Genomic DNA, 22,366 nt, shown 5'->3' with positions numbered 1-22,366 from the left:
ACCTAATTACACCCCTTCTTGTAAAAACGCTGCTGGGCTCATACCATATTCAAAATGAAATGATTTCATGCTCCCCTAAACCTCATGAAGTTGTTGTTAGTCATTTTTTATCAACCTGACAGCCTTATTTCCTTCTTCACCCACAACTTTCAAGAAATACATTCCGGAAGTCCAACTTCTCAGGTCGATGGTGAGACTTTTTTGATCAGGCAAAAAGGTAAACTCCTCCAGCAAAATCCCCGTGCCCGTATACAAACGCACGGAGTGATACTGATGGTCGTGTCTATCCACTACTACCAAATCCTTAGCAGGATTGGGGTAAACAGCAAGTTCTGCTGCTCCATCACTAGCTAGCACAGCACTTCCTATTACTGCCAGATTCTGCGATATCGGTTCAGCAGGGGCAAATTCATCGTTGCCAGACTGTGAAACCGTAATGGTGGTTATCCCTCCACCCGTGATGCTAATAATGCCGTCCTCATTGATGGTGGCGACTGCTTCATCAGAACTTTCATAGCTCAATGTCAAGCCAGAACTTGCGGTAGCTCCTACCGGAAAATCCTCATCACCAACATATTTTAATTCGAAGGGTTCAAAGGATATCTCCTGAGACCGTAGCACTTTCAGTTGCTGACTAACATCTGGCGCTGCACCAAAAAAATCATTCCCGGGTTGTGAGGCTGTAATGGTGGTAGTACCACCACCGACAATTCTCAGTATGTCTTCCTCCACTATGGCTACTTCATGATCGGAGCTCGAAAAGACAACCTTCAATCCTGAGCTTGCTTCTGCTTGTAGAATAAGATCACCCTCTCCTTCTGTGATGATCGGAAGTGGCTCAAAAATTATCGATTGAGCAGCCCCTGTGACTACCAGATCCTGAGATGCAGATGCCGGGTTAAGCGTATCATTGCCGAGCTGATAAGCCGTAATGGTAGCGGTCCCCTGTCCTACCACACTTATTTTTCCTCCCACTATTAGGGCAACCCCTTTATTGGAACTTGTATAAATAACAGGCTGACCGGAGCTAGCTACGGCTCCCGGCTCAAAATCCATATCTCCTACTTTTTTTGCAGCTATCTCATCAAAAGTTACTTCCTGAATGGATTTCTCTGGTGCGTCATTGCTTAGGACGATCATTTCTCGGGTTTCTTCCAAAGCAGGCAGATAATTATCATTTCCACTCTGAGAAGCTGTGATGGAAGTAGTGCCTTCGCCAATGATGCGGATGTTGCCCCCGACAATGGCAGCCACCTCCGGATTGGAACTAGAATAACTAATGGGCAATCCAGAGCTGGCCATTGCATTTGGTACAAAGTCCGGATCACCGACAGACTTGTTGGGAAGGTCCTCAAAAGTAATGGTCTGAGGCTGCTGCTGGCTTTCATAGCCAAAAACCTGCACCTCTGCTAGCGTTATCGCTTTGTCTGAAGTTTTCGAGATTTTCACCACCTTGCCAATGACTCCACCGGTGCCAATACTTAGAAATGGGTTGGGAGGATCCACATATGTTTCTGTAAATACCACCTGATCTTGTGCATCGAAAACTTCAACTGTGAAATTATTGAGGTGAGCTCCGTAGTTAGATCCCGTACGATTGAAAATCCCAATGGATTCGATTGCTTTCTCACTGCCTAAGTCCACTTGCCACCATTTCAGCGTCTCACTATGGCTGGTGTGCGTTACGGAGCCATCGCCATAATTACCACTGGTGTTTCCATCAATGGCCCTATCTGCTGCGCCCTCATACGCTGTAGAAGATTGGGAGGCCGTACCTGCCAGTGCTAAGTTTTCGATGGTCGGATCCAGGGACACTTGCGTTATGGTAAGCTGGTCGATATTGAGCGTGGACAGTCCCGAAAAAACCATTTTCATCTTATAGAGCCCCTCAGCCAGCCGCACTTCTCGTACCACAATCATTTCGCACCAGTTTTCCAGACCACCTGTAGAAGGTACAACTACCTCTCCAGTGAGATTTTCCTCAGCAAATACAAACTGGATTCTGCCTGCTGAATTGGAGGCTGCATACTTCATACCAATGGCGTACACTCCATCGGCTGGTACAGCCAATGTATAAGCAAGATAATCTCCCGGCTCGCTAATGGTCACATGGTAGCCTCCTGAGGTGGTTTCTGAGACTTCCAGGCAGCCGTCAGTGCGATATACACTCTCAGCATTATGATTGTCATTCACTACTGTGTAATCAAAGTTTTCAGCCTCAATCATGGCAGGCAATACATTCATTTCGTACACAGGGGCTCCTTCACTATCAAAGCCACTAATCGGGTATCCCGATATGGTACATTGTCCGTCCACTCCAGAGGATTCTTCGATGTAAATTTCCACATCATTAAAGCCTGCTGTCACAGATCCTGAGCTCGACGCAGCCACAAGTCCAAGGTAATATTGATTGGTATTGTCAAACACTCTGTGAACCAGTGGAGCCCAGTTTTCACCGTCATCAGAAGTGAAGCCGCTAATGTCATCACCCCGAATTTCTATTCGCAACCAGTAAGGCAATGACCGCTCTACAGACGGAATATCTCTGGTGCCACTCACCCCATAGTAGTTGCTCTCAACATCCTGCCCCCGCCAGGTCGAAACCAACTCAGGATACTCCGCACTATTCCTTGCCAATATGCTCATCATATCGGCATCAGCATCGAGGGTTTCTCTAAACATCAGCCCTACCTCAGCTGTAGTGCTCGATGTGTTCATCGCATTTACGTGTGCTATGATGGTGGCATCTCCAGTGATTTGTTGGTATGCATACTGAAACGCATCGGACGATGCTCTCCCACTAATAGCCCCTCCATCAGCTGTTAGTGTCCATTCATTTTCTGCTTCATTGTAGCTAGCCGATCCAGAATTGATGTTACCTATTTGGCTTGCGGTAAGTAAATGATCGGTCTCCTTTGGAGTAAATCCTTCCGGCTCCAGCTTTATATTCGCCTCAAAAGATTCATCTGCCACTTTGAATAAAAAGGTATTTCTGGACACCGGAATACTATTTATTCGTTCGGTGGTGTATGGTGAGGGAATACCCTGACGCACCGTATATGCCCCATGAATGATCTCCAGCAGCGTATTGGTACTATGATCACTCCATCCCCTGCCTTTTTCACCAATGACCGACCAAAACCCATAGCAAGTGCCATGTGGAATGTACTCTACATCTACACCCAAGCCGTAAGCATTCCAATATTCTGATAGGGCTAACAAGCGATAGTTAAGGGTGGAAAAAAGGTCAACACCCTGTGAATAAGCTCTTTCTGCTGCCTGTGCGAGATTTATTACCATGCCAAAAGCATGTCCGTAATCTCTTCCTGTATCTCCATTCTGTCCGTTTGGTAAGGAGTTGACTATCCCCGCACAGGGTTCATTCAGGTAGTTATCAATGGCCTGATTAAACAGCACCACATCATTAGTGAAAATAGCAATGGTCAATGCCCCGTTGATCTGACCAGCTCCCTGATTGGCCACTCTGAGTGGATCCGGAATAAAGTGAGTTGGCAACAATACCTCCTTCGCCCATTTCTCAGTGATAGTAGTATGGCGCTCTGTCCAGCCGGGGTAATGGTACCTCAATATCTCCGCTCCTTCTAAAATTGCACCACCGGGGCCCCCTGCAAAAATAGAAGGTACATTTCCTCCTAAGAAGGTCATCGTTGTTGTCCAGGCATCAATCATAGCCAGCGCATTTTCCGCATACTGTGTGTTGCCAGTGACATAGTATAGGATGGATTGGTAGAGTACAGCATGTCCATCATTCTCAAAAGCGCCATGGTTTTGTCCATTTCTGTCTACCCGCTCCGCAGGCCCCTGCATTTGATAGTCAGGCGAGCTTCTAAAATCTTCCTGCAAAAGCCCATAGGCCGTTTTCCAGGGCTCTATATTGATACTGTTTTTCATGCGCTCCAGATCCTGAGTGCTAAATGTGATCCCAGGATGAGAAAACTCGAAATCTGATGGAACTTGAGCATTTACAGATGCCCCCAAGGTTACCAGAGCATAGATCAGGACGTAGGTAAGTAACTTTTTCATGGTTAGATCAGGTTTTTCATGATGAATCGGATTGCTCTGATTCACATAGGCATATTTATTATTTCACTTCAAGCTGTTTTTTGAAAACATGGTTATTTTCACCTTCGTCGATCACCTCACCAGCAGAAATTCCCGTGCAATTTTTACTATTGTCATCCAGCACCACCGGATAGCCCGTAAGGTTGTGCAGCACGATGTTTGAGGCAGAATAATTTTCATCTTTCCCAAGCATGCCGATGGTTCGGTTGTCACCACCCACGTGAATTTTCAGGTTAGTATCTGGATTTGGAATGGCACTCCGGAGAGTGATTTTATGATTGCTCCCAATGATAATGGCTGCATGGCCACTCCCATTATAAGTTTCCCCTTCGTACGGGAGTAGTGTGATATCTGCGGTCATCCCTTGATCCCAGGTATAGTCTACACCCAGAGCTGGACCATGCTGAGTATCGGCATAGCAGTCTACAATATCTCCAGATCCAATGCAAAACCCGCGTTCACAGCCTATGACGGTAGTACCCGACACGTACTTTTTACCAGTAGCATGGGTTAGCGTCACTCCTGCCCGCATGTTTTTCACTGTACAGTTGATGATGGTGGGGTTTGACGTACCTCTGCGGTATTCTTTTCCATCAATAAGGGTTTCACCGCCGTTGTAAGCACGAATACCCTCCTCTCCCGTACACATTATATAGCCTTTGGGCAGCTCATAGCCCCAAACTGTCTTAAAACCTACCTTATCGGCATCAGATCCGGTGCCCCGCTCGTTGAGCATATCATCTGTGGAGCGCATCGCTCCTTCCACGTAGCAGCCTTCTATGATGGGCAAGTCAGCCGCCTGCATAAAAATGGCGTGCCCGTACGAGCGATGGATGACGGTACAGTTTTTCGCGTGGTTCTTGTAGCCTCTTACCAGAAAAGAAGAATGCTTTCGGTGCCTGATCACGCTTCGTCCACCCTTGCCAAATGCCTCACCATACCCATAAGGGTATGCCCCTTTTGTGGTCAGGTGAAAACCTTCGATGCGGTTGTGTGAGCCATCCATCACGATGTTGGTTCCCCGGTGGGTGGGCGCATCATGTACAGAGCCTACATCCACCATGGTGAGGTTTTTTAGCACATTGTGATTGCCGATGACCTGCAGCTGATGAAACTCATCCTGATTGGGAAAAGCTGTAAAAACCTCTGTTTTTACCTCCAGGGTAACCCCTGTAAAGTCATAAACACTGTGGCTACCGGTAAAAAGGAGCAACACGTTGGCATTGTTTTTTATTCGGATCTGATCCGGAAAAGCTCCCTTTTTGATATCCTCAGCCGTAATGGTATATACACCCGGAGCCAGTTTGACCTGCACACTGTCCTGCTTGAGGTAAGGCCGCAGCTCCTGCAGTGAGTTTACCGTAACCTGTGCCATCCCATTTATGCTCAGGGTGAGTATCATCAGTAGTGTTGCCAATTGCTTTTCTATTTTCATTCTTATCAACTTTTGAAGCGGTTTTCCCATTATTTTCTTAGCATTTAATTCCAGATCGGTAGTTATTCGGCAGCTAGCTCCTCCAGTGTCCAGAAATCTTCCCGATCCTTTGTCTGCGCTCGGGCTCTTCTTACCTCTCTTCTATGGAAAGCGTCTGCATCGTTCATGGCCCTCACGTAGTTTAGCACATCGGTGATCCACTGATCACCATTGCTTTTGTAAGAGGTCATTATTCCATAATCCACCCCATCAATGGGGCCTACCAATCCATTCAACAATATTTTGCTCAGCTTATTGGGGTCACCTTTCACTCTGGGACTTCCGATCAATGGTGGAGCTATCGCCACTCCATTGTCCGTAACAACTCCCTGAAGATCTGGCCCATGACAGGTAATACACAGCTGCTTATAGGTATCATATCCGGCCAGAATACTTCTTTTATCTCGAAGGGGCCTTTTAGCTATCCTCTCTTTCAATTGCTCCAGGCGGGAATCATCTTTCTTGAGACTTTCTTGCACGGCATGCGCCACTACCTCATTGTCTTTGTAGGTGTTCTGGATTTCCTTCAAAAGCTCCGTGGCTGCCTCGCTGCGGCTATAGCGCAAACTGAGCGCAAGCTGCCTGACTACCTCTATGGAGGTGTCGGTCACCAGCGGTTGCATATGAGGAATAAATGCCACATCTCCCGACTTTAATAAATTCTCAGCCAAACGAATAGCGGTGACCCTCACCCTTGGGTCTTCATCTTTTAGTTTTTCGAGCAGCAGTGACCTATCCACTACGCCCAGTCCTTCCAGCGTCCACAGCGCATGTACACGCTGAATCTCAAAATCTTTATCACTATTGAATATTCTGTCTATAAATGAGGGGTAAGCAGACGCCAGCGCTTTCAGTACGGGCACCACTGACTGGTCATCTTTTAAAATGATGAGCTTCTGAGCGGTCATGCGGTACCAGCCATTTGGGTGGCCCAGGTAATCAATCAATTCTGAAGCACGCTTCCCTTTTAGCTGAGGCTTGCCATCAGGCGCTATTTCCTCATGAACGATGCGATAGATTCTACCCCTGCCGATGTTTTTGTCTAGCCCCTTTCTGAGGATATGCGGACGAATTTTACTTCCCTTTCTCGTCCAGTTGCTCTCCTGAATAATGCCCCGATACATGTCTACGATGTACAAGGCGCCATCAGGACCGGTTTTGGCCTGTACCGGTCTGAAGTTCAAATCAGTGGAAGCCATGAATTCGGCCTGATCGTAGGCATTGTATAGTACTTTTTTGCCGTCCTCTATTCTGACCTTTGCTCGTCGGATCAGTCGCCCGACAGGCTCTGGAATAAACAAGTCTCCGTAAGTAGCTGGTGGCAATCGATGACCTAGAAATATCTCTTGACCTGCCACACCAGTAAAATGGTTAAGTGTACCGTCTTCTCTCAACCTTTTGGGGCCACCCTGTATATCCGGTGTACCCACGATGGGCCAGGGCTCCATAAATCCTTCGGACAATCTCCCTTTGGGGTTGTAATCACCATATACGGCCGCTTGCTGAAATCCATAAGCAGGGTTTTCTGAACCAGCCGAAGAATAGTACATGATGCCCATTTCGTCCTGTGTTAGCCCCCACTGGCCGCTTGGCATATTGTCCAGAGAGTCCACAATCACCTGGTCTTTTTTGAATTTAAAGCGCATGGGATTGTACGTGGTATACACCCAGTTGTCCAGGTTCCAGAGCAATCCGCTCTGCTGATGCTCCAGGTTTCCGCCACGTCGGTTTGGATTGTAATAGACACGCTCTTTCTGGTCCGCAACTCCATCGTCATCCGTGTCTTTGTAACTCCAGAGATCATAAGAGAAGGTCTCGTTGACAATAAGTTCATTTTCCAACGGCAAGATCATTCTAGGTAACAGCAAGCTGTCGATGAAGATCGTGCTTTTGTCCATTTTGCCGTCTCCATCCAAGTCTTCCAGCAACCTGATTTTGCTGATGGACCTTTTAGTGCCGCTACCATCCACGTCCTGCATGTAGGTATTCATCTCGGACACATACATCCGCCCATCTCCGTCCCAGGCAATGGCTACCGGCTCATCTATCATGGGCTCGCTGGCCACCAGCTCCACCCGATACCCTTCCGGTAAATAAAATGTTTTCATACTCTCCTCAGGGGACAAAAACGTAGAAGGTGCTTCCTTTACAATTTCTGGTTTTTCATAAATCTTGTCAGAAAACTCTTTTTCTGCACACTTGACGAAGAGCAAGCCTACCACCAGGGCAAGCACCGTACTTTTTACATTCATGGTATTCTCTGTAATTATGTTTTGATCGTTCGGATCCCGAACATCTATCTGGCTATTTGGACTTGACTTTCTTCACCGCCCCAACACTCTGAATGTCGTTGCTGTTGGCTTCCGGAAATAGCAAAACCCTTGTATTTGTCTGGTTGTCTAGCGTAATGTTTATGGCGTGCATTTTGGCTTTTTTATTGAAATTGCCATAGCCCTCCCACACGGCCAGACGAATAGACATCTCTTCGGGGATATACTGATCATCTGCAGTGGTAATCTTCACCTGATGTCCCTTACCGTTGATTTTTGCCAGCAAGTCATTGGCAATCCCGCCTCTGCTATCCAAAATATTCATCTCCACATAGGCGTTTTTGGCATTGAGGTAGGGTACACAAAAGGCTTCCGCATATTTGGCATCAGCGCTGCAGTTGATCAGCGTGTCGCCATTGCCCACGTTGTATCCAGTGGCTACACAGTCGCGCACCACGCAGTTGATCACTTTGTCACCAGAGGTGCTCAACCCTGTGCATATTCCTCGCCGCATTTGTGTCACCGTACAGTTTTTCACAGTGGTGTTAAGCGTTTTGTGGCCCTTGTACTCAGGGTACATGCGTATGCCGTCTTCGCTGAGCGAGATGATCTCGCCGGGCATGATCTTGCCATCATCGCGAATCAACGTACCCTCGACATAGCCACCTTTGCCTGCATAGAAATCTTTGTCAAAAGCGTAACCTGAGGTTTCGGCCAGGATAGCATCTGTAGTACGAAGGAGTCCATCTACATGACAGTCCTCGATCAGGGTGTTTTCCGCACCCTGCAAAAAGATCGCGTGGCCCATTGCACGCATGTGTACCGTACAGCCAATGACTTTTACATTTTTGGCAGGATAGCCCACGCGGATGCCATTCATCTTGCGAACGTCACCTCCGCCCAAACCATATAGGCTACCGTATCCCCAGGGACTAGAGCCGGCTGTGCGAACTTCTACGTTTTTGAGGGTTACGTTTTCACCCACAAGGTTGAATATCTTGTTTTTGCTCTGTCTTCCCGGTGTGTGTCCGTAGGTTTCGATGTATAGCCCCTCCAGAGTTACATCGTTTCCAGATATTTCTATGGCACAGTACATGCTGTTGCCATCGTCGCTTTTGGCCAGGTCTGGTCTGCTAAACAGTTTGGTGTCCACCATAAAGCGCACTCCATTGAGGTCATAGTGTGCATTGTTGCCTGTGATTCGGATAAAGCGGATGCTTTCCGCCTCATCGATTTGGTAATTCCCCGGCTTTAGTTTTACCTGTACGTTGCTCTTGGGGAGGTACTGCTTCAACTCATCCAGCGTTGCGATTTCTACAACCTCTTTCTTTTCCTGAATGGCACTTGCAGGCAATACCCATACCAACGCCAACAGGGCAAGGATCCAACTCGCTCGTCTCATTTTTATATCGTTCGTCTTCATATCTGATTTTACTTTTTAAGAGGTATTACCATGTTCCATGTTTTGGTGCCGTTGCCAAAGCCTCCAGGCCCATCCATGGTGGCAAAAAAGATGTGTGTGGGTTTACCGTCTTCCACAAACACGAAAGGCCGCTCCAGCTGCCCCTGCTTAATGGTCTGACCATTGTCCCAGGTGACCTCCCGGGTGTAGGCTAGCGGGTTTTCATCCAGCACCCAGTTGATGCCGTCTTCGGAGTGTGCCAATACACCGCCGTGGTGATTGCCGTCACCAATGATGTCACCCCTCATGTCTTTGGCTATCATATGAAAGCCCTGATCGTCGCTCCAGAGATGGGGGTCCTCCACTTCTCCGAATTTCTCAGCCGAAAAAACTGGTTCATCTCCCACAACCTTATACGGGCCTTCTACAGCAGGTGCGGTGGCTACTCCAATGAACTGATCTGTATGGGTCAGCTCATCGTCTCGATAACTTCGCCCTTTAAATAGCAATACCACCGAGCCGTCTTCTTTGATCAGTGGAGACGGATTGGACGTAAGAAAGCTATAGAATGAATTCGGTTTAACGTCCAAAATGGGCGCATCTAACCTTTTCCAAGGACCATAGGGACTTTTGGATGTCGCCATCCCCACGCGCTTGCCCCACCTGCCCGCAATACACCATTTGCTGGATAAGGTCAATTCATGTGCATTTTCTTCCGTTACCTCTTCAAATGGGTGTGTAGACCCCATATGATATAAGATATACGTGTCCTTGTGTTTGACAATTTTAGGATTGTGACAGGATCGGCCATCCCAGTACTGGGCCCCTCTTGCACCCAGGGCAACATCACTAAATTCATAGGGGCCTTCGGGTGTATCCGATACCGCATGTACGATCTCGGAGGCTATCATCCAGCCAGGGTGAAATTTGAGATACTTGGGCCAGCGAGAAGCATACATGTGGTATTTACCATCATCGCCTTTGATCACTGAGCTGCCCCACACCCAGTAGTCTTCCATCTCCAGGCCTCCACCTACCGGTGCTTTGCCCAGGTTGTCATAAATGATGTTTTGGCCGCTGGCACCAATACAAATTGCACACAGCATTACAGAAAGGAATTGTTTCATATCACTATCTAATCGTCAATTGAAAAAATGCTTGTCTCATTTTATGATTGGAGCGATTGCCAGTTTCCACTCCAATAGGCCCGGTCTATATCATCTTCTGACCATGGACCCAGGCCACGCTTGGCCCGATCTAGCAAATCCATGTACACATAAAACTGCAACCAGAAGCCATAGCGGTATTGCTGGTTTTCAGACTTTGGGTCTTTCATAAATGCATACCAGGAGGTGTTAACACCCTGCGCCTTGGCCACTGCCAAAGCAGCCTCTGCCTTGCTCCAGATGTCGGCAGCCATCTGCGTGTGCAGCTGCCGATAGGCCTCATAATCTAAATCAGCTGTGGAAATTACTTCACACTCATCACTGATTGCCAGTGCTTTAAGCGACACTGTTTTATCAAAAACAGTATCCCCATTGAGATCTATAGCTATCTGATCAAAAAAACCATTGGCATCAGTATCGTCGTAGCGAAAAGTGGCAAACGGGAGGTTTTCGAGCTGCAATCGCTCTTTGTTGCTCGTATACTCATCATAAATACCTCCATAACCCTGATATGAAAATGCCAGCTGATCCACACGCCATGCGCCCCACTCGGCACCATGGAGGTGAATGCGCCCATCAAACCCCGCACGGTAGATGTTGCCCTCACCACTAAAGTCCAGGTCCCACTCCCCGCGATCACCAATAGCATCTGACTGACGGTTGTTGTCGAGCCCACCGTTCAGTGCTCCTACTTTGAAGAGGTTGTACGGTTCATACAATTCTACTCGCTCCCAGCGCTCACAATCATCATCTTCGTCATACACAAAATGTACCTGCTCCCACTCTCCACGATTGTACACCAGATCAGGGGTAGTCTCATGATCCGGATAGATAAGCTCTGAAGTTTGACGCCATCTGGGATCTATGAAAAAATGGTCTGCAGCTGGCTCACGCTTGTTTTCGAAGGTGTGCACCTGATCCATATAATCGAATCCCGGCCCTTCAAAGCGAAACGACATGTCGAAATCCAGCTCATTGCCCGGGCCATTGTCATTGTCCAGATCCAGCGTAATGGCGATGTAGTTTACCTTGCCTTTGAGCGGAAATCCTTTCAACCTCGCCTCCGCTCTTTTCTCTTCACGCGTAGGATCGTCCAGCACGCGAATGGCCATTTCAGAAAGACCATCCTCATCATAATCGTAAAATAGAAACGGGTTTTCCCAGTTGAGTCGCACATCATTCATGTAGAAGGTAGAGGAATGCAGTTTGAGAAATGTACTCTGACCATTATAGTCTTCTAAAAAGTTGGAGCCACCTTCGTGCAACCAGGCACGCACTTCAAAGGTATTCCAGTCGATATAGTTGAATACATTATCGTGATCTGTGTCTAGCACCCAAAAATAATGATGCCCTTCACCCCAAATTTTGGGATTGTCAGCGGTACTGTTCTCTACATAAGCCTGCATATCAGCATCTCCATCACCATCTGTGTCTATCCAGTCTACTGCTACATCTCCACGGTCGCCGTACTTGCCGTCTTTGTTTACATCGATGAGTAGGCAATCGCTATCGGTATCTCCTTCCAGATCGCCGACTTTCATGTCATCGTCATCGTCTATCCAGATAATGGGCGTGTTGTGTATGGTCACAGAACGAATGATGTCAGGATCTCCATCACCATCGAGATCTTCCTGTGTGGGCTGGTAGCCCACGGGTGGTAGCGGTAAGCGATAAGACACCAGCGGGGTGTTGCTGTTCCAGTAAGGCGTGGAATCCTGTGCCCGAAGTGACGAAAAATACCCGAAAGATATGAGCAACAATGTCCATCTCAGAAACGGCCATGTGGTACCGCGCCTGATCAGTAAAAAATGGGAAAGGGTCATCATGTAATTGTGGTTAGAAATCTTGTTTACACAAATCTGCCTACCCTTCCCCTTAAGGTTTATTAATCATTGCTCAGAAAAGATAACTTATGATCTTTTGCTTAGCAAAACATCTTTATGAAAGGATCATCAAGTTTCCTTTGCACTTTACTCACTAAAGCTCTTGTCTTACTTTTTTATCACTTTCAGTACTTGTTGATCCTGATCGCCTTGAAGTCTAACCAGGTAAATTCCTTTGCTCAAACCAGCTGTGTCTACCTGGAAATTTGACACTCCTGGCGCAATCACCCCTTGCCGTACCACCATGCCTTCTAAATCAAGAACGCTAAACTCATAGAAGGCATTTTCGCTTACCTCTAGTAATAATTCAGTATCGAAAGGGTTAGGGTACAGCTGAAGGTTTGAACTATCAGAAGTCCCTGAAAGGATCACTACCACTTCAACTTCGGCAGAAGCAGTAAATCCCCCATCTTCGGTAGTGGCGGTAATCGTGGTGGACCCTTCCCCCAGCGCTACCACCAAACCAGAGCTATTGACAATGGCCACATCTTCATCACTAGAAGTCCAGACAATGGCCTGATTGCTTGCCGTTGTAGGAACTACAGACGCATTATACTGGACCGTCTCTCCGACTTTGAGCTCTTCATTTCCACCAGTAAGCGCTATGGCCGTCACCTCAACAGGCGTAAATTCGAACCAATTGATCACCGCACCTTCACCCTTAAACAACACATACAAATCATGCTTTCCACTCACTTCCACCACATCGGTAGAAATGGTCTCCCACTTATCCTGCCCCCCTGTTTCGGGGATGGCTACTGTACCTATGTGCGTGCCGGACAAGCTGTCTAAACGCAACTCTACAGTGCTAGCCTGACTTGCTGCCACTCTAAACGCTACTGAATCGACATTTGTACCAAAGTCAAAATCCGTATAGCTCACCCAATCCCCATCATCGATACTGCTCAGGTGTTGCTTACCGGATACATCAGATGTACTTTCTTTGGAAACTCCAGCATACGCGCAAAAATCTTCAGCTTCGATTTTGGCATAAGCCTCAAAGGGCTTGCACTCCGCGGGGTTGACCAGGTCATATCCATCTACGCCGTTGTACAGCGCCACATTGTCATAAGTGACTGTGCGTGTTTCGCCTTCCAGGTGACCATCATACGAAATGTTCTTTCCATCATAAGAGTCGTCGGTATTGGGTTCCACGAAGAAATTGTATTGTCCTAAGGAGGTCCCAAAACAATGGGTTCCATTGATCATGCCAGTTTCGTCCAATTCACCCCAACCGATAGTCTGATTGGTTTCATTGACCTTCAGTTCGCCATTTACCCAAACCTGCACGATACCGTTGTTACGGTTTTTGAGCTGCACATGCACTACGACATCTACAAATTCATTTCTGGGAAAATTAGGCTCTATCAGGTGGTATGTTTTATTCTTCACACTGTTGTACCGATGCTGCCACACCAGTGCGCCTCCTTTTCGCCCATCAAATTTGAGCATACACATATGGTTTCCGTTGCCCTGAGCGCCGGTAGTACCCCAGATCTGCATGAGCCCTGCATTGGTATTGGGGTTGTCTTTCATGTAGTCTTCGTGGATCTTGATGCGCAGCCCCATCCAAATGTGCTGTGTAAAAATGATATCCTCTATGGGTCTAAACTGGGCTTTTCGTCCGGAGTTGGTGCCATTGTATAGCTCCTGCTTCCAATGGGTTTCTACAGCCCCGTCTTTAAGATAGACTCTGGCTTTCTGATCTGACTTATTTACTTCATAAGGCCCAAAAGACCCGTCGTTGAAATCGTGTTTAATGAGCCGCTGGGCATTGCCTAAGTGAGTAGCACCAAACATTACCACGCCTAGCATTGCAAGTTTAAAACCTTCCTTTATTACTGTTTTTTTCATTCTTGTCTAGTCTAAAATATCTTCACTGTATCTGCTCAAAATCAGCAGCACCATGTCCAACAACCTCTCATTTGCATTTCTAGATGCGTTACTTTTTTATCACCTTGAATCGATGCTCCTGGCTAAGTCCAGAAAGCTTCACGATGTAAATACCTGGAGAGAGCCCTTTAAAATTTAGCGGTAATTGATCCATGCTGTCATCATGGATCCTTTCGTAACGAACGCTCCGCCCATCCATGCTGAGAATAGTATAGTTGTGATACGATGCTTCGCCTACAGTCACAATGGCTATGTCATGAACCGGATTAGGGTAGCAAAAAGGCTTGTTCTTAGTCTGAGCATTAAGCACTGCCCCACCGATCACCGCCAGGTTTTGAGATACATCCTCAGCGGCAGAATAAGCATCATTTCCTGGCTGCGAAGCTGTAATGGTGGTAATGCCACCTCCCTTCAACGAAATGGTTCCATGCTCATCTACGATGGCCACCGATTCATCCGAACTGGTATAGGAAATCACCAGGCCCGAACTAGCCACAGCCCCTGCAGGGAATGGAGAATCACCAAGTGATTTCACCTCAAATTCATCAAATATTATCTCCTGCGTTTTTAAAACCCTTAACTCCTGACTCACATCAGCTGCCGGATCATAAACGGAGCTCCCACCTTGAGATGCAGTAATGGTGGTAGTGCCCCCTGCGACTATGTTAATTAACCCATCCACAATTTTGGCCACCCCCTCATTGGAACTGGTGTAGGTGATTTCCAAACCGGAGCTTGCCACCGCACCTGGATCAAAAGGAGAATCACCTACGATCTTGGTTGGCAAAGGCTCAAAAGTGATGTCCTGTCCGCTCTTAACTACATGGAGCACCTGAGTTGCAGAAGTAGGGTTGTAGGTATCATTACCCAATTGAATGGCCGTAATGGTTGAACTTCCCCCACCTACAATGCTGATTTTGTTATTGACAATGATTGCAACAGCATCATCCCCACTGGTGTAGATCACATCTTTTCCAGAGCTAGCCACTGCACCAGGTGAAAAGTCTACATCACCCATTTGCTTTTGTGGGATCTCATTGAAGGTAATTGTCTGATTTTGCTTGCTACCATCTGTAGCGCTACTTACAATTAAGGTCTGAGAAACATCCTTTGCTGGAGCATAGTCATCATTTCCTTCCTGCGAGGCTGTAATTATCACCTTGCCAGGTCCTACCAGATTGATCTTCCCATTGACAATAGTAGCCACGGACTCATCTGAACTTGAATAGGTTACTCTTAAACCTGAACTAGCTGTGGCTCCCGGAGAAAAGACTGCATCGCCTACCTTTTTATTTGGTAAAGCCTCAAATGAGATTACCTGAGTTGCTTTTGGAGCAGCATAACCAAAGACCTGTACTTCAGCTAAACTAAGTACGGCACCAGACCCTTCGACTTGTATCTTTACCTTATTCCCGACGGTGCCTGCTGCAATGCTGACTGATGGTTGAGGATTATCCGCGGGATTTTCGGTGAAAACCACATGATCCGCTTCATCCAAAATAGCAACCGTAAAATTTGAAAGTCTGTTGGAACAGCAGTCTGTTCGGTTGTAGATGATCAACCGATCAATGAAATATTTTCCCCCCAGATCCACCTGCCACCAGGGATTATCCTGTGTAGTGGTATGTGAAACGGATCCAGAAGCAAAAACTCCATTTGTATCCCCATCTATTGCATTAGATGCAAAACCATCATTAGCCCGGGATGTCGATTGTGTGGCCGATCCCTGAAGCGCGAGATTAGAAACAGCATAAGTCGATAACTCAGTTACGGTAAGTTTATTGAGCTCAAAGGATGAAGGCCCTGAAAAGTGCAATTTCACACTATGAACACCCGCACTCAACGATACAGCCGAAGAGATTGTAAGATCTTCCCAACTATCAAAACCACCAGTAGAAGGAACCGTCACATCCTCTGACACTTTCTCTCCATCAATTTCAATGGCTATTTTCCCTGATGAACTCTGTGCTGAGTACCTGACCGCAAACGAATAGGTACCCGTTGCAGGTGCAGCAATCGTGTAGGTCAAAAACTCTCCATCTTCTATAGACGACACCTTATAACCCCCTTCGGAGCAAACCGCAATATCAACAGCCTCACCGGGCCTGTATACTCCTCCCTCATTTTCCGCAGAAATATCATGGTATGTCCGGTTTTGCCCATCCAGTGCGAAGTAGTCAAAATTTTCGGCTTCAATTGTTCCGGGGACATTGTTCATGGCGTAAATGGGCAAACCATTTGAGTCAAAACCACTAATAGGGTCTCCAGGACTCACCCTTCTAAACATCAAACTACCGTAAATCGGAAGCTGGACGGTATTGAGGTCTGCCTGTTCAAACCCTATTTCCTGAATTACATATTGTTGACCTCTTTCTACCCACTTATAGTCGTCTTTTGGCAAATGCATCCGATCTCTATAATGTGCCAGCGGCAACTCGTAGATGGCTCCCAGATTGGTTCCTCCTCTCGTCACTCTTTCCTGGTCACAGTCCACGCCCGGGTTTATTTTCAGCAATTCTCTCCGCTTATGACGTGTTACCCGTTGGATGTATTCACCGCTTTCTACAGTCGGTTCCCATGGAGTAGGCTGATCTTCGAAGGATACATCCTTACTCAAATTGTAACGAACATGAAATTCCATTCCAAGAAGTGGGCGATTGTCCAGATGTCCATAAAGGTCATCACCCTGATTCCATGCTATTTCCGACATGAGGTTGATAGTAGCTACTCCTCCTATGGAGTGTGCCTGATCTCTGGATGCCTCCTGACTCTGTCCATTCTCAAATATGTAATGGCCTATGACCTCATTGTAGCCATAGTCTTCGATGGTAGATTCAAATCCATTGAGGCTCCATTGCCTTCCCCATTCGCAATCGATGGTCAGTTTTCCCTGGATAGGGGGTCCTGAGGGATAAGGCAAATCGTCTGACCGGTGAGGAAGCCCCTTCAAATGCCTGATTGCACGGTCATACATGATTTCATTATCCAAAAAAACACCCATGGCCATCATCAAGCGCACACCTAATAATCCCTGGTTTCCAATTCGGCCGGGATCTCCATTGTACACTCGCCAATAGAAGGTAACATCATTGCTGGCAATGGCCTCCTCAGGCACTTCTGTATTGGAGTATCCTGGATAAACCAACATATCTTCGAATGCTTTCCTGTCTGCATCAGACCACCCATCATAGGTGTGCTTAATGATCTCCGCTGCATCAATAACCCTTACAATGCGGCCGTTTGTGAGTGAAAAGGTGGATGAACTTCTTCTCAACCCCGACCAGGTTTTAAATATTTCGATGGCTTTTTCTGCGTGCCTGGAATCCTCTGTGAAGTACCACATGAGAGCATTCAGATATGCGGCGGTAGCATCGTTTTTAAAAAAATTAGCACTGGCCCCTGAATAATCTACCAGATAGGATGGATCCTGATTCACTACGGTAACCGGGTAATCGTATTGTGCTTTTGGCTGATTTTTGAGATGCTCGAAACTCGAAGCCCATGGGTCCACCCCTGCAGCTATCATGGCCTTCATCCGCTGTAAGTCAGACAGCTTGTGAGAGATACCTGGGTGAACGAACTTCTTCTGTGCATCAACACTTAAAGCAATAAAGCTAAAAATCGCCACCAAGAGTAGCGAAATGGTATGGCACCGACTTACGTGCATCAATTGGGTATGACCTTTTATCATCATCCTTTTGTTTTTATCATGGTGCGATTTCGCATTGAGTAGCTTCTTATTTGGAGGTATCATCAAGTCAGCAACCATCCGGATATCTTACTCCCGGATGGCTGGGAGTAAGGGCATCCCTATGGTATTCGATCATTTGGCAATCAGCGTGATGCTGTGCCCGGGCTCCATATTGAAGTCATACATGAAGCTTTTTGCGGGCTGATATGGTGCTATGCTTGCTTGATCATCGATCACGGGCTCCTTAATCTCCGGAGTCTTATAAAACGGATTTTCGTTGGTTCCTTTGGCTTTTTTCAGCTTGCCCTTGCCCTGTAATTCCAGTTGGGCATAACTTCTTAGCCTGAGGTTTCCACCAATTGTGGACCGAATTACCGCTTTTTGCAAGGTCCCATCTTTCCACTCCAGTGACTCTATCACAAAACCACCACGTGCTCGGAGACCTGTGACTTTGCCATCTTGCCAAACATCTGGCAAAGCAGGCAGCAAGTGAATAGCTCCATCGTGGCTCTGCGCGAGCATTTCGGCCAGACCGGAGGTAAATCCAAAATTGCCATCGATCTGAAAAGGAGGGTGCGCATCCAACATATTGGCGTAGGTACCACCCCCTCGAGGAGATCCCGGACGGCCTACTAGTTTGATTTGGTCTCCCATGAGCTTGTAGGCATGATTGCCATCGAGTAGACGCGCCCACAGGTTTATTTTCCAGTTCATAGACCAGCCCGTAGAGGGGTCTCCACGGTAGATCAGCACATTTTTGGCAGCCTCAAACAACTCAGGAGTGCGGTAGGGTGAAATCTGATTGGATGGCTGCAAGCCATAGAGGTGCGAGACGTGCCGGTGCTTGTCCTCCGGGTCGTCCCAGTCTTTGATCCATTCTTGTATCTGACCGTGCTGCCCTATTTGCATTGGCGCCAGTTTGGGCAAGGTTTCTTCTATTCTTTTTACGAGGGCTTTGTCCACGCCAAGTTGATTGGCTGCCTCGGCGGTTTTGGTGAGCATATCAAACACCAGCTGGTTATCCATAGTGGCGCCATACTGGATGTTTACCATGTTTGGAAAGTGTGCAGGGCGATTTTCTGGTGAGGTGGAAGGTGTAAAAATCAACCAGCCATTTTCTGGCTCAGGCACCAAAAAGCTCAGGCAAAATTCAGTGGCTCCTTTCATGGCCGGATACACTTCACTTAGGTACGCTTCGTCCCCGGAGTACAGGTATTTGTCCCACAGGTGCTGACTCAGCCAGATTCCTCCGGATGGCCACATGCCCCAGGTGGCGCCATCCACTGGTCCACAGATGCGCCACAGGTCGGTATTGTGATGCGTCACCCAGCCTTCAGCGCCGTACATGACCTCCGCAGTTTCCTGTCCTGCTTCGGATAGTTCCTTCACCATAGTGATCAATGGCTCGTGCATTTCTGGCAAACTGGTCACCTCTGCTGGCCAGTAATTCATCTCCGTGTTGATGTTGATGGTATAGGCACTTTTCCATGGTGGAGTAATTTCATTGCACCAGATGCCCTGCAGGTTGCCCGGCTGACCGCCCGGTTGTGAGGAGCTAATCAGCAAATAACGCCCAAACTGAAAATACAATGCCGCCAAAGCCGGGTCATTTACCTGGCTAAATGCTTTGATTCGTTCATCGGTAGAATTATTGGCCGCATCGGAGGTGCCCAGATCGAGGGTTACGCGGTTGAAATACTCCTGATAATATGCGATGTGTGCCGACTTCAATGCGTCATAACTCTTTTTTTCTGCAGCAGTGAGGTAGTCTATAGCACGCTGGTTTTCATCGGCACTTACGTCCTGATAGTTGACGAAATTGGTAGCAATGCTCACGTAGATCAAAACGCTGTTTGCTGACTTCACTACCAATGAAGTATCGGTAGCATCTACACTTCCACCTTCAGGAACAATTTTTACCCGGTTTTGAAATTTCACCAGCCCTTTTATGGGCTCTGCTTCTTTAGGAAGCCGCTTACTTTTGACGTCATGTCCCCTGCTCTCAAGTTTCAACACATTATTGCCTTCAGTAGAAAGCAATAAGGGAGCGGTACCGGGTCTGTCCATAGCAGCAACAAAGCTGAGCTTCGCGGGCTCACTTGCCGTCAACTTCACTACCAGCACCTGATCCGGAAAGGAAGTAAACACTTCACGTTCGAATTTTACTCCTCCAACTTTGTAAGTGGTTTTTTGCACTGCTGTGCTGATATCCAACTCCCGATAATAATCGGAGTAGTCTTCATGGCCTTCAAATTTCAACCGAAGGTTTCCGGCCGTCTCATAGTTCATGCCATGAGCCGTTTTAGATATGATTTTTGCATTGGCCAGGTTGTGAGCCTCCTTGTATTTGCCATCGAACAGCAACTGACGGATCTCATCCAAAATAGCTCGAGTCTCCGGGTTGTCATTCCGATGCGGTCCACCAGACCACAGCGTTTCTTCATTGAGTTGGATGTTTTCTGCCGATGGTCCTCCATGCACCATGGCCCCTATCCTGCCATTGCCTATAGGAAGCGCCTCGTTCCAGTTAGGTGCCGGCTCATCATACCAGAGTTTTAAATCCTGCGCTGACAGTGACACAGATATGCCAACAGCAATGATGACAACCAGGTGCCTTATATTTAGTATACCCATGATTTTCTTCTTATTTCCTTATAAACATTAGTTGACTTGCTCGATCAGCACCAGACTCCAGGGAGTTAGCTCCTGATTGATGCTCACCTGTCCGTTTTCATCAGCTGAAACCAGTGTCGTCTTCAGGTTTTCGGCATATTGCTTCATCACCTTGATCTGCTCGCGAGTAGGAGGCTCTGGCTTGCCCATTCTCTCCCAGTAGTTGTAGATATTGCCACTTTCCCAGTCGAGCACTTCCACTTTAAACTGGGTGCCCGGTCTCAGGTCTGAAAGAGTGAAGTCCAGTTGACGGCTTTTGCCATTTTCATACTTGTCAATTTTGCGAATGCTAGAAGGAACGGCCTTGTAGTGATCCTCAGGATAGTTGTAGGCCAAAGCAACCACTTTCCCATCGCCGGCATCCCGACTGACAAAGAGGTAGTCGTTCTTGAATAACTTCTCATCCCCTAGCTGGTGCAGCATGCGGTAGGCATGGTATGAAGGTTTTACCAGTCCCTGGAAGTTGATCATGCCAAAGCCCCCATGGAAGATGCTCTGCCCGCCACCTTTTTCTTCGAAAATATCTGTAAACGTCCAGAAAGCAAGTGAATTGGTCAGACCAATACAGTCGAGATTGACCTTGGTGATGTAGGCAGCCGGAGGCAAAAAGTCATGCATCGCATCCCGGCTATTGGGACTCGTGTTCCATTCGGTCAGGTGTATCTCGGCATCAGGAAACGCACTTTCACTGATGACTTTGTTGAGCCACTCTATATCGTCTTTGGTAGAGTTTACATAACGCGAAAAATCCTTTCCTTTCCCCGTACGCGGGTTAAATGGATAATCTGTAGGGTATGGGTGAGTAGTCACAAAATCTACTGGAAGCTTTTCCTTTTCGCAGTATTCCAAAAAGTCTTCGATCCAAACACCCTTCCACTCCAGGTCATTGATGTTTTCGGCGGTAAAGGTGATGAGATCACCATCACGACTTTCGATTTCACCGGCATAGCGATCATCGGCTACAAAATTGCTACTGGAGGGACCGCCTACTTTCAGTCGGTCATCTACAGCTCTCACCGCCAGCACGGATTGCTTGTACAGCTCAAAATACTGCGATTTGGTACCGTCAAAGAATCCGTAGTACAAGTTGGGCTCGTTCCACACTTCGAAATACCAAGTGAGCACCTCATCTATCCCATAGCGATCCACACAGTGCTGCGTAAAGGCTTTTACCATGTTGTGCCACTCATCAAACTTTTCTGGGTCAGGCGTGATATTGGCTTTCCACCAAAACTGCGTCTTGCTGTTTTCGGCAGCCAGAGGAGTGGGAAAATACGCGAGCTCTACAAAGGGGCGAACATTCAGATCGAGCATCCGATCGAATAACTCATCGATGTATTGCCAGTTGTAAGTGATTTCACCATTTTTTTCAAATACGGGAAACATGTCGTCATGAAAAATGCCATGAAAGCGCACATATTCAAATCCACAGTTTTCCTGTACTTTTTCAAGTTGCTCCAGCCAGCCGGCACGCAGGCCTTCATTGGCACGCCCTGCTCCTACACACTTGCTCCAAAAGTGCTCAAATTTTTCTCCCTCAGCTTTGGCACTAATACTTACAGACTGGGCACTAATCATGCCTGCCTGGACCAAAAACAGCACAACTATCAATAGTTTTTTCATCCGTGATTTAACTTTTTCGTTTGATTGGAAATCATGACCAAAGCCGGTGATCTACCCCGGCTATCGGATGCTAAAGATATCTGGCAGTGAAGGCTCACTATATCACTAATGGCCCAAAAAGCTCACGTCATGAACCATAAGCTGGCTTTAAAACCAGGATCACTCCTTTTTGGGCCATTGCTCTAAACTGAGGCCCTACCATCACGGA

General features: G+C 47.3%; 10 protein-coding genes. All 10 read right to left on the bottom strand.

Annotated features, from left to right (window positions below; all coding sequences use genetic code 11):
• Window positions 1-96 precede the first annotated feature (96 nt).
• The 10 genes from C7460_RS17905 to C7460_RS17860 all read right to left on the bottom strand — a co-directional run bounded on the left by C7460_RS17905 (window position 97) and on the right by C7460_RS17860 (window position 22,158).
• Window positions 97-4,044 (bottom strand): galactose-binding domain-containing protein, encoded by a 3,948-nt coding sequence (locus tag C7460_RS17905; protein WP_147303015.1) that lies wholly within the window; start codon window positions 4,042-4,044, stop codon window positions 97-99.
• A gap of 58 nt (window positions 4,045-4,102) precedes the next feature.
• A complete protein-coding gene (locus C7460_RS17900) occupies window positions 4,103-5,518 on the bottom strand; it encodes a hypothetical protein (RefSeq protein WP_147303014.1) in 1,416 nt (471 codons plus the stop codon).
• A 62-nt stretch (window positions 5,519-5,580) separates the two neighbouring features.
• Window positions 5,581-7,809 (bottom strand): DUF7133 domain-containing protein, encoded by a 2,229-nt coding sequence (locus C7460_RS17895; RefSeq protein WP_115869509.1) that lies wholly within the window; start codon window positions 7,807-7,809, stop codon window positions 5,581-5,583.
• A 52-nt stretch (window positions 7,810-7,861) separates the two neighbouring features.
• On the bottom strand, window positions 7,862-9,250 hold the full coding sequence (locus tag C7460_RS17890) for a right-handed parallel beta-helix repeat-containing protein (RefSeq protein ID WP_147303013.1): 1,389 nt from the start codon (window positions 9,248-9,250) through the stop codon (window positions 7,862-7,864).
• A gap of 8 nt (window positions 9,251-9,258) precedes the next feature.
• Window positions 9,259-10,356 (bottom strand): glycoside hydrolase family protein, encoded by a 1,098-nt coding sequence (locus C7460_RS17885; protein ID WP_115869507.1) that lies wholly within the window; start codon window positions 10,354-10,356, stop codon window positions 9,259-9,261.
• A gap of 41 nt (window positions 10,357-10,397) precedes the next feature.
• Window positions 10,398-12,221, bottom strand: coding sequence for a hypothetical protein (locus C7460_RS17880; RefSeq protein ID WP_147303012.1), 1,824 nt, complete (start codon window positions 12,219-12,221; stop codon window positions 10,398-10,400).
• 165 nt (window positions 12,222-12,386) lie between these two features.
• Window positions 12,387-14,132: a carbohydrate-binding protein gene (locus C7460_RS17875; protein ID WP_115869505.1), complete on the bottom strand. Its 1,746-nt coding sequence runs from the start codon at window positions 14,130-14,132 to the stop codon at window positions 12,387-12,389.
• A gap of 88 nt (window positions 14,133-14,220) precedes the next feature.
• The gene (locus C7460_RS17870) at window positions 14,221-17,865 is read right to left on the bottom strand and encodes a carbohydrate-binding protein (protein ID WP_170148087.1); all 3,645 of its coding nucleotides are present in this window, start codon (window positions 17,863-17,865) and stop codon (window positions 14,221-14,223) included.
• Window positions 17,866-17,994: 129 nt separating this feature from the next.
• Window positions 17,995-20,496 (bottom strand): glycoside hydrolase family 95 protein, encoded by a 2,502-nt coding sequence (locus C7460_RS17865; protein ID WP_115869503.1) that lies wholly within the window; start codon window positions 20,494-20,496, stop codon window positions 17,995-17,997.
• Window positions 20,497-20,523: 27 nt separating this feature from the next.
• Window positions 20,524-22,158, bottom strand: coding sequence for a GH39 family glycosyl hydrolase (locus C7460_RS17860; protein ID WP_115869502.1), 1,635 nt, complete (start codon window positions 22,156-22,158; stop codon window positions 20,524-20,526).
• Window positions 22,159-22,366: the final 208 nt, after the last annotated feature.

This window comes from Marinoscillum furvescens DSM 4134 (assembly GCF_003386095.1).
Taxonomy (GTDB): domain Bacteria; phylum Bacteroidota; class Bacteroidia; order Cytophagales; family Cyclobacteriaceae; genus Marinoscillum; species Marinoscillum furvescens.
The sequence above is the reverse complement of the archived record's forward strand: the minus strand, read 5'-3'. Positions and strand labels throughout refer to the sequence as shown.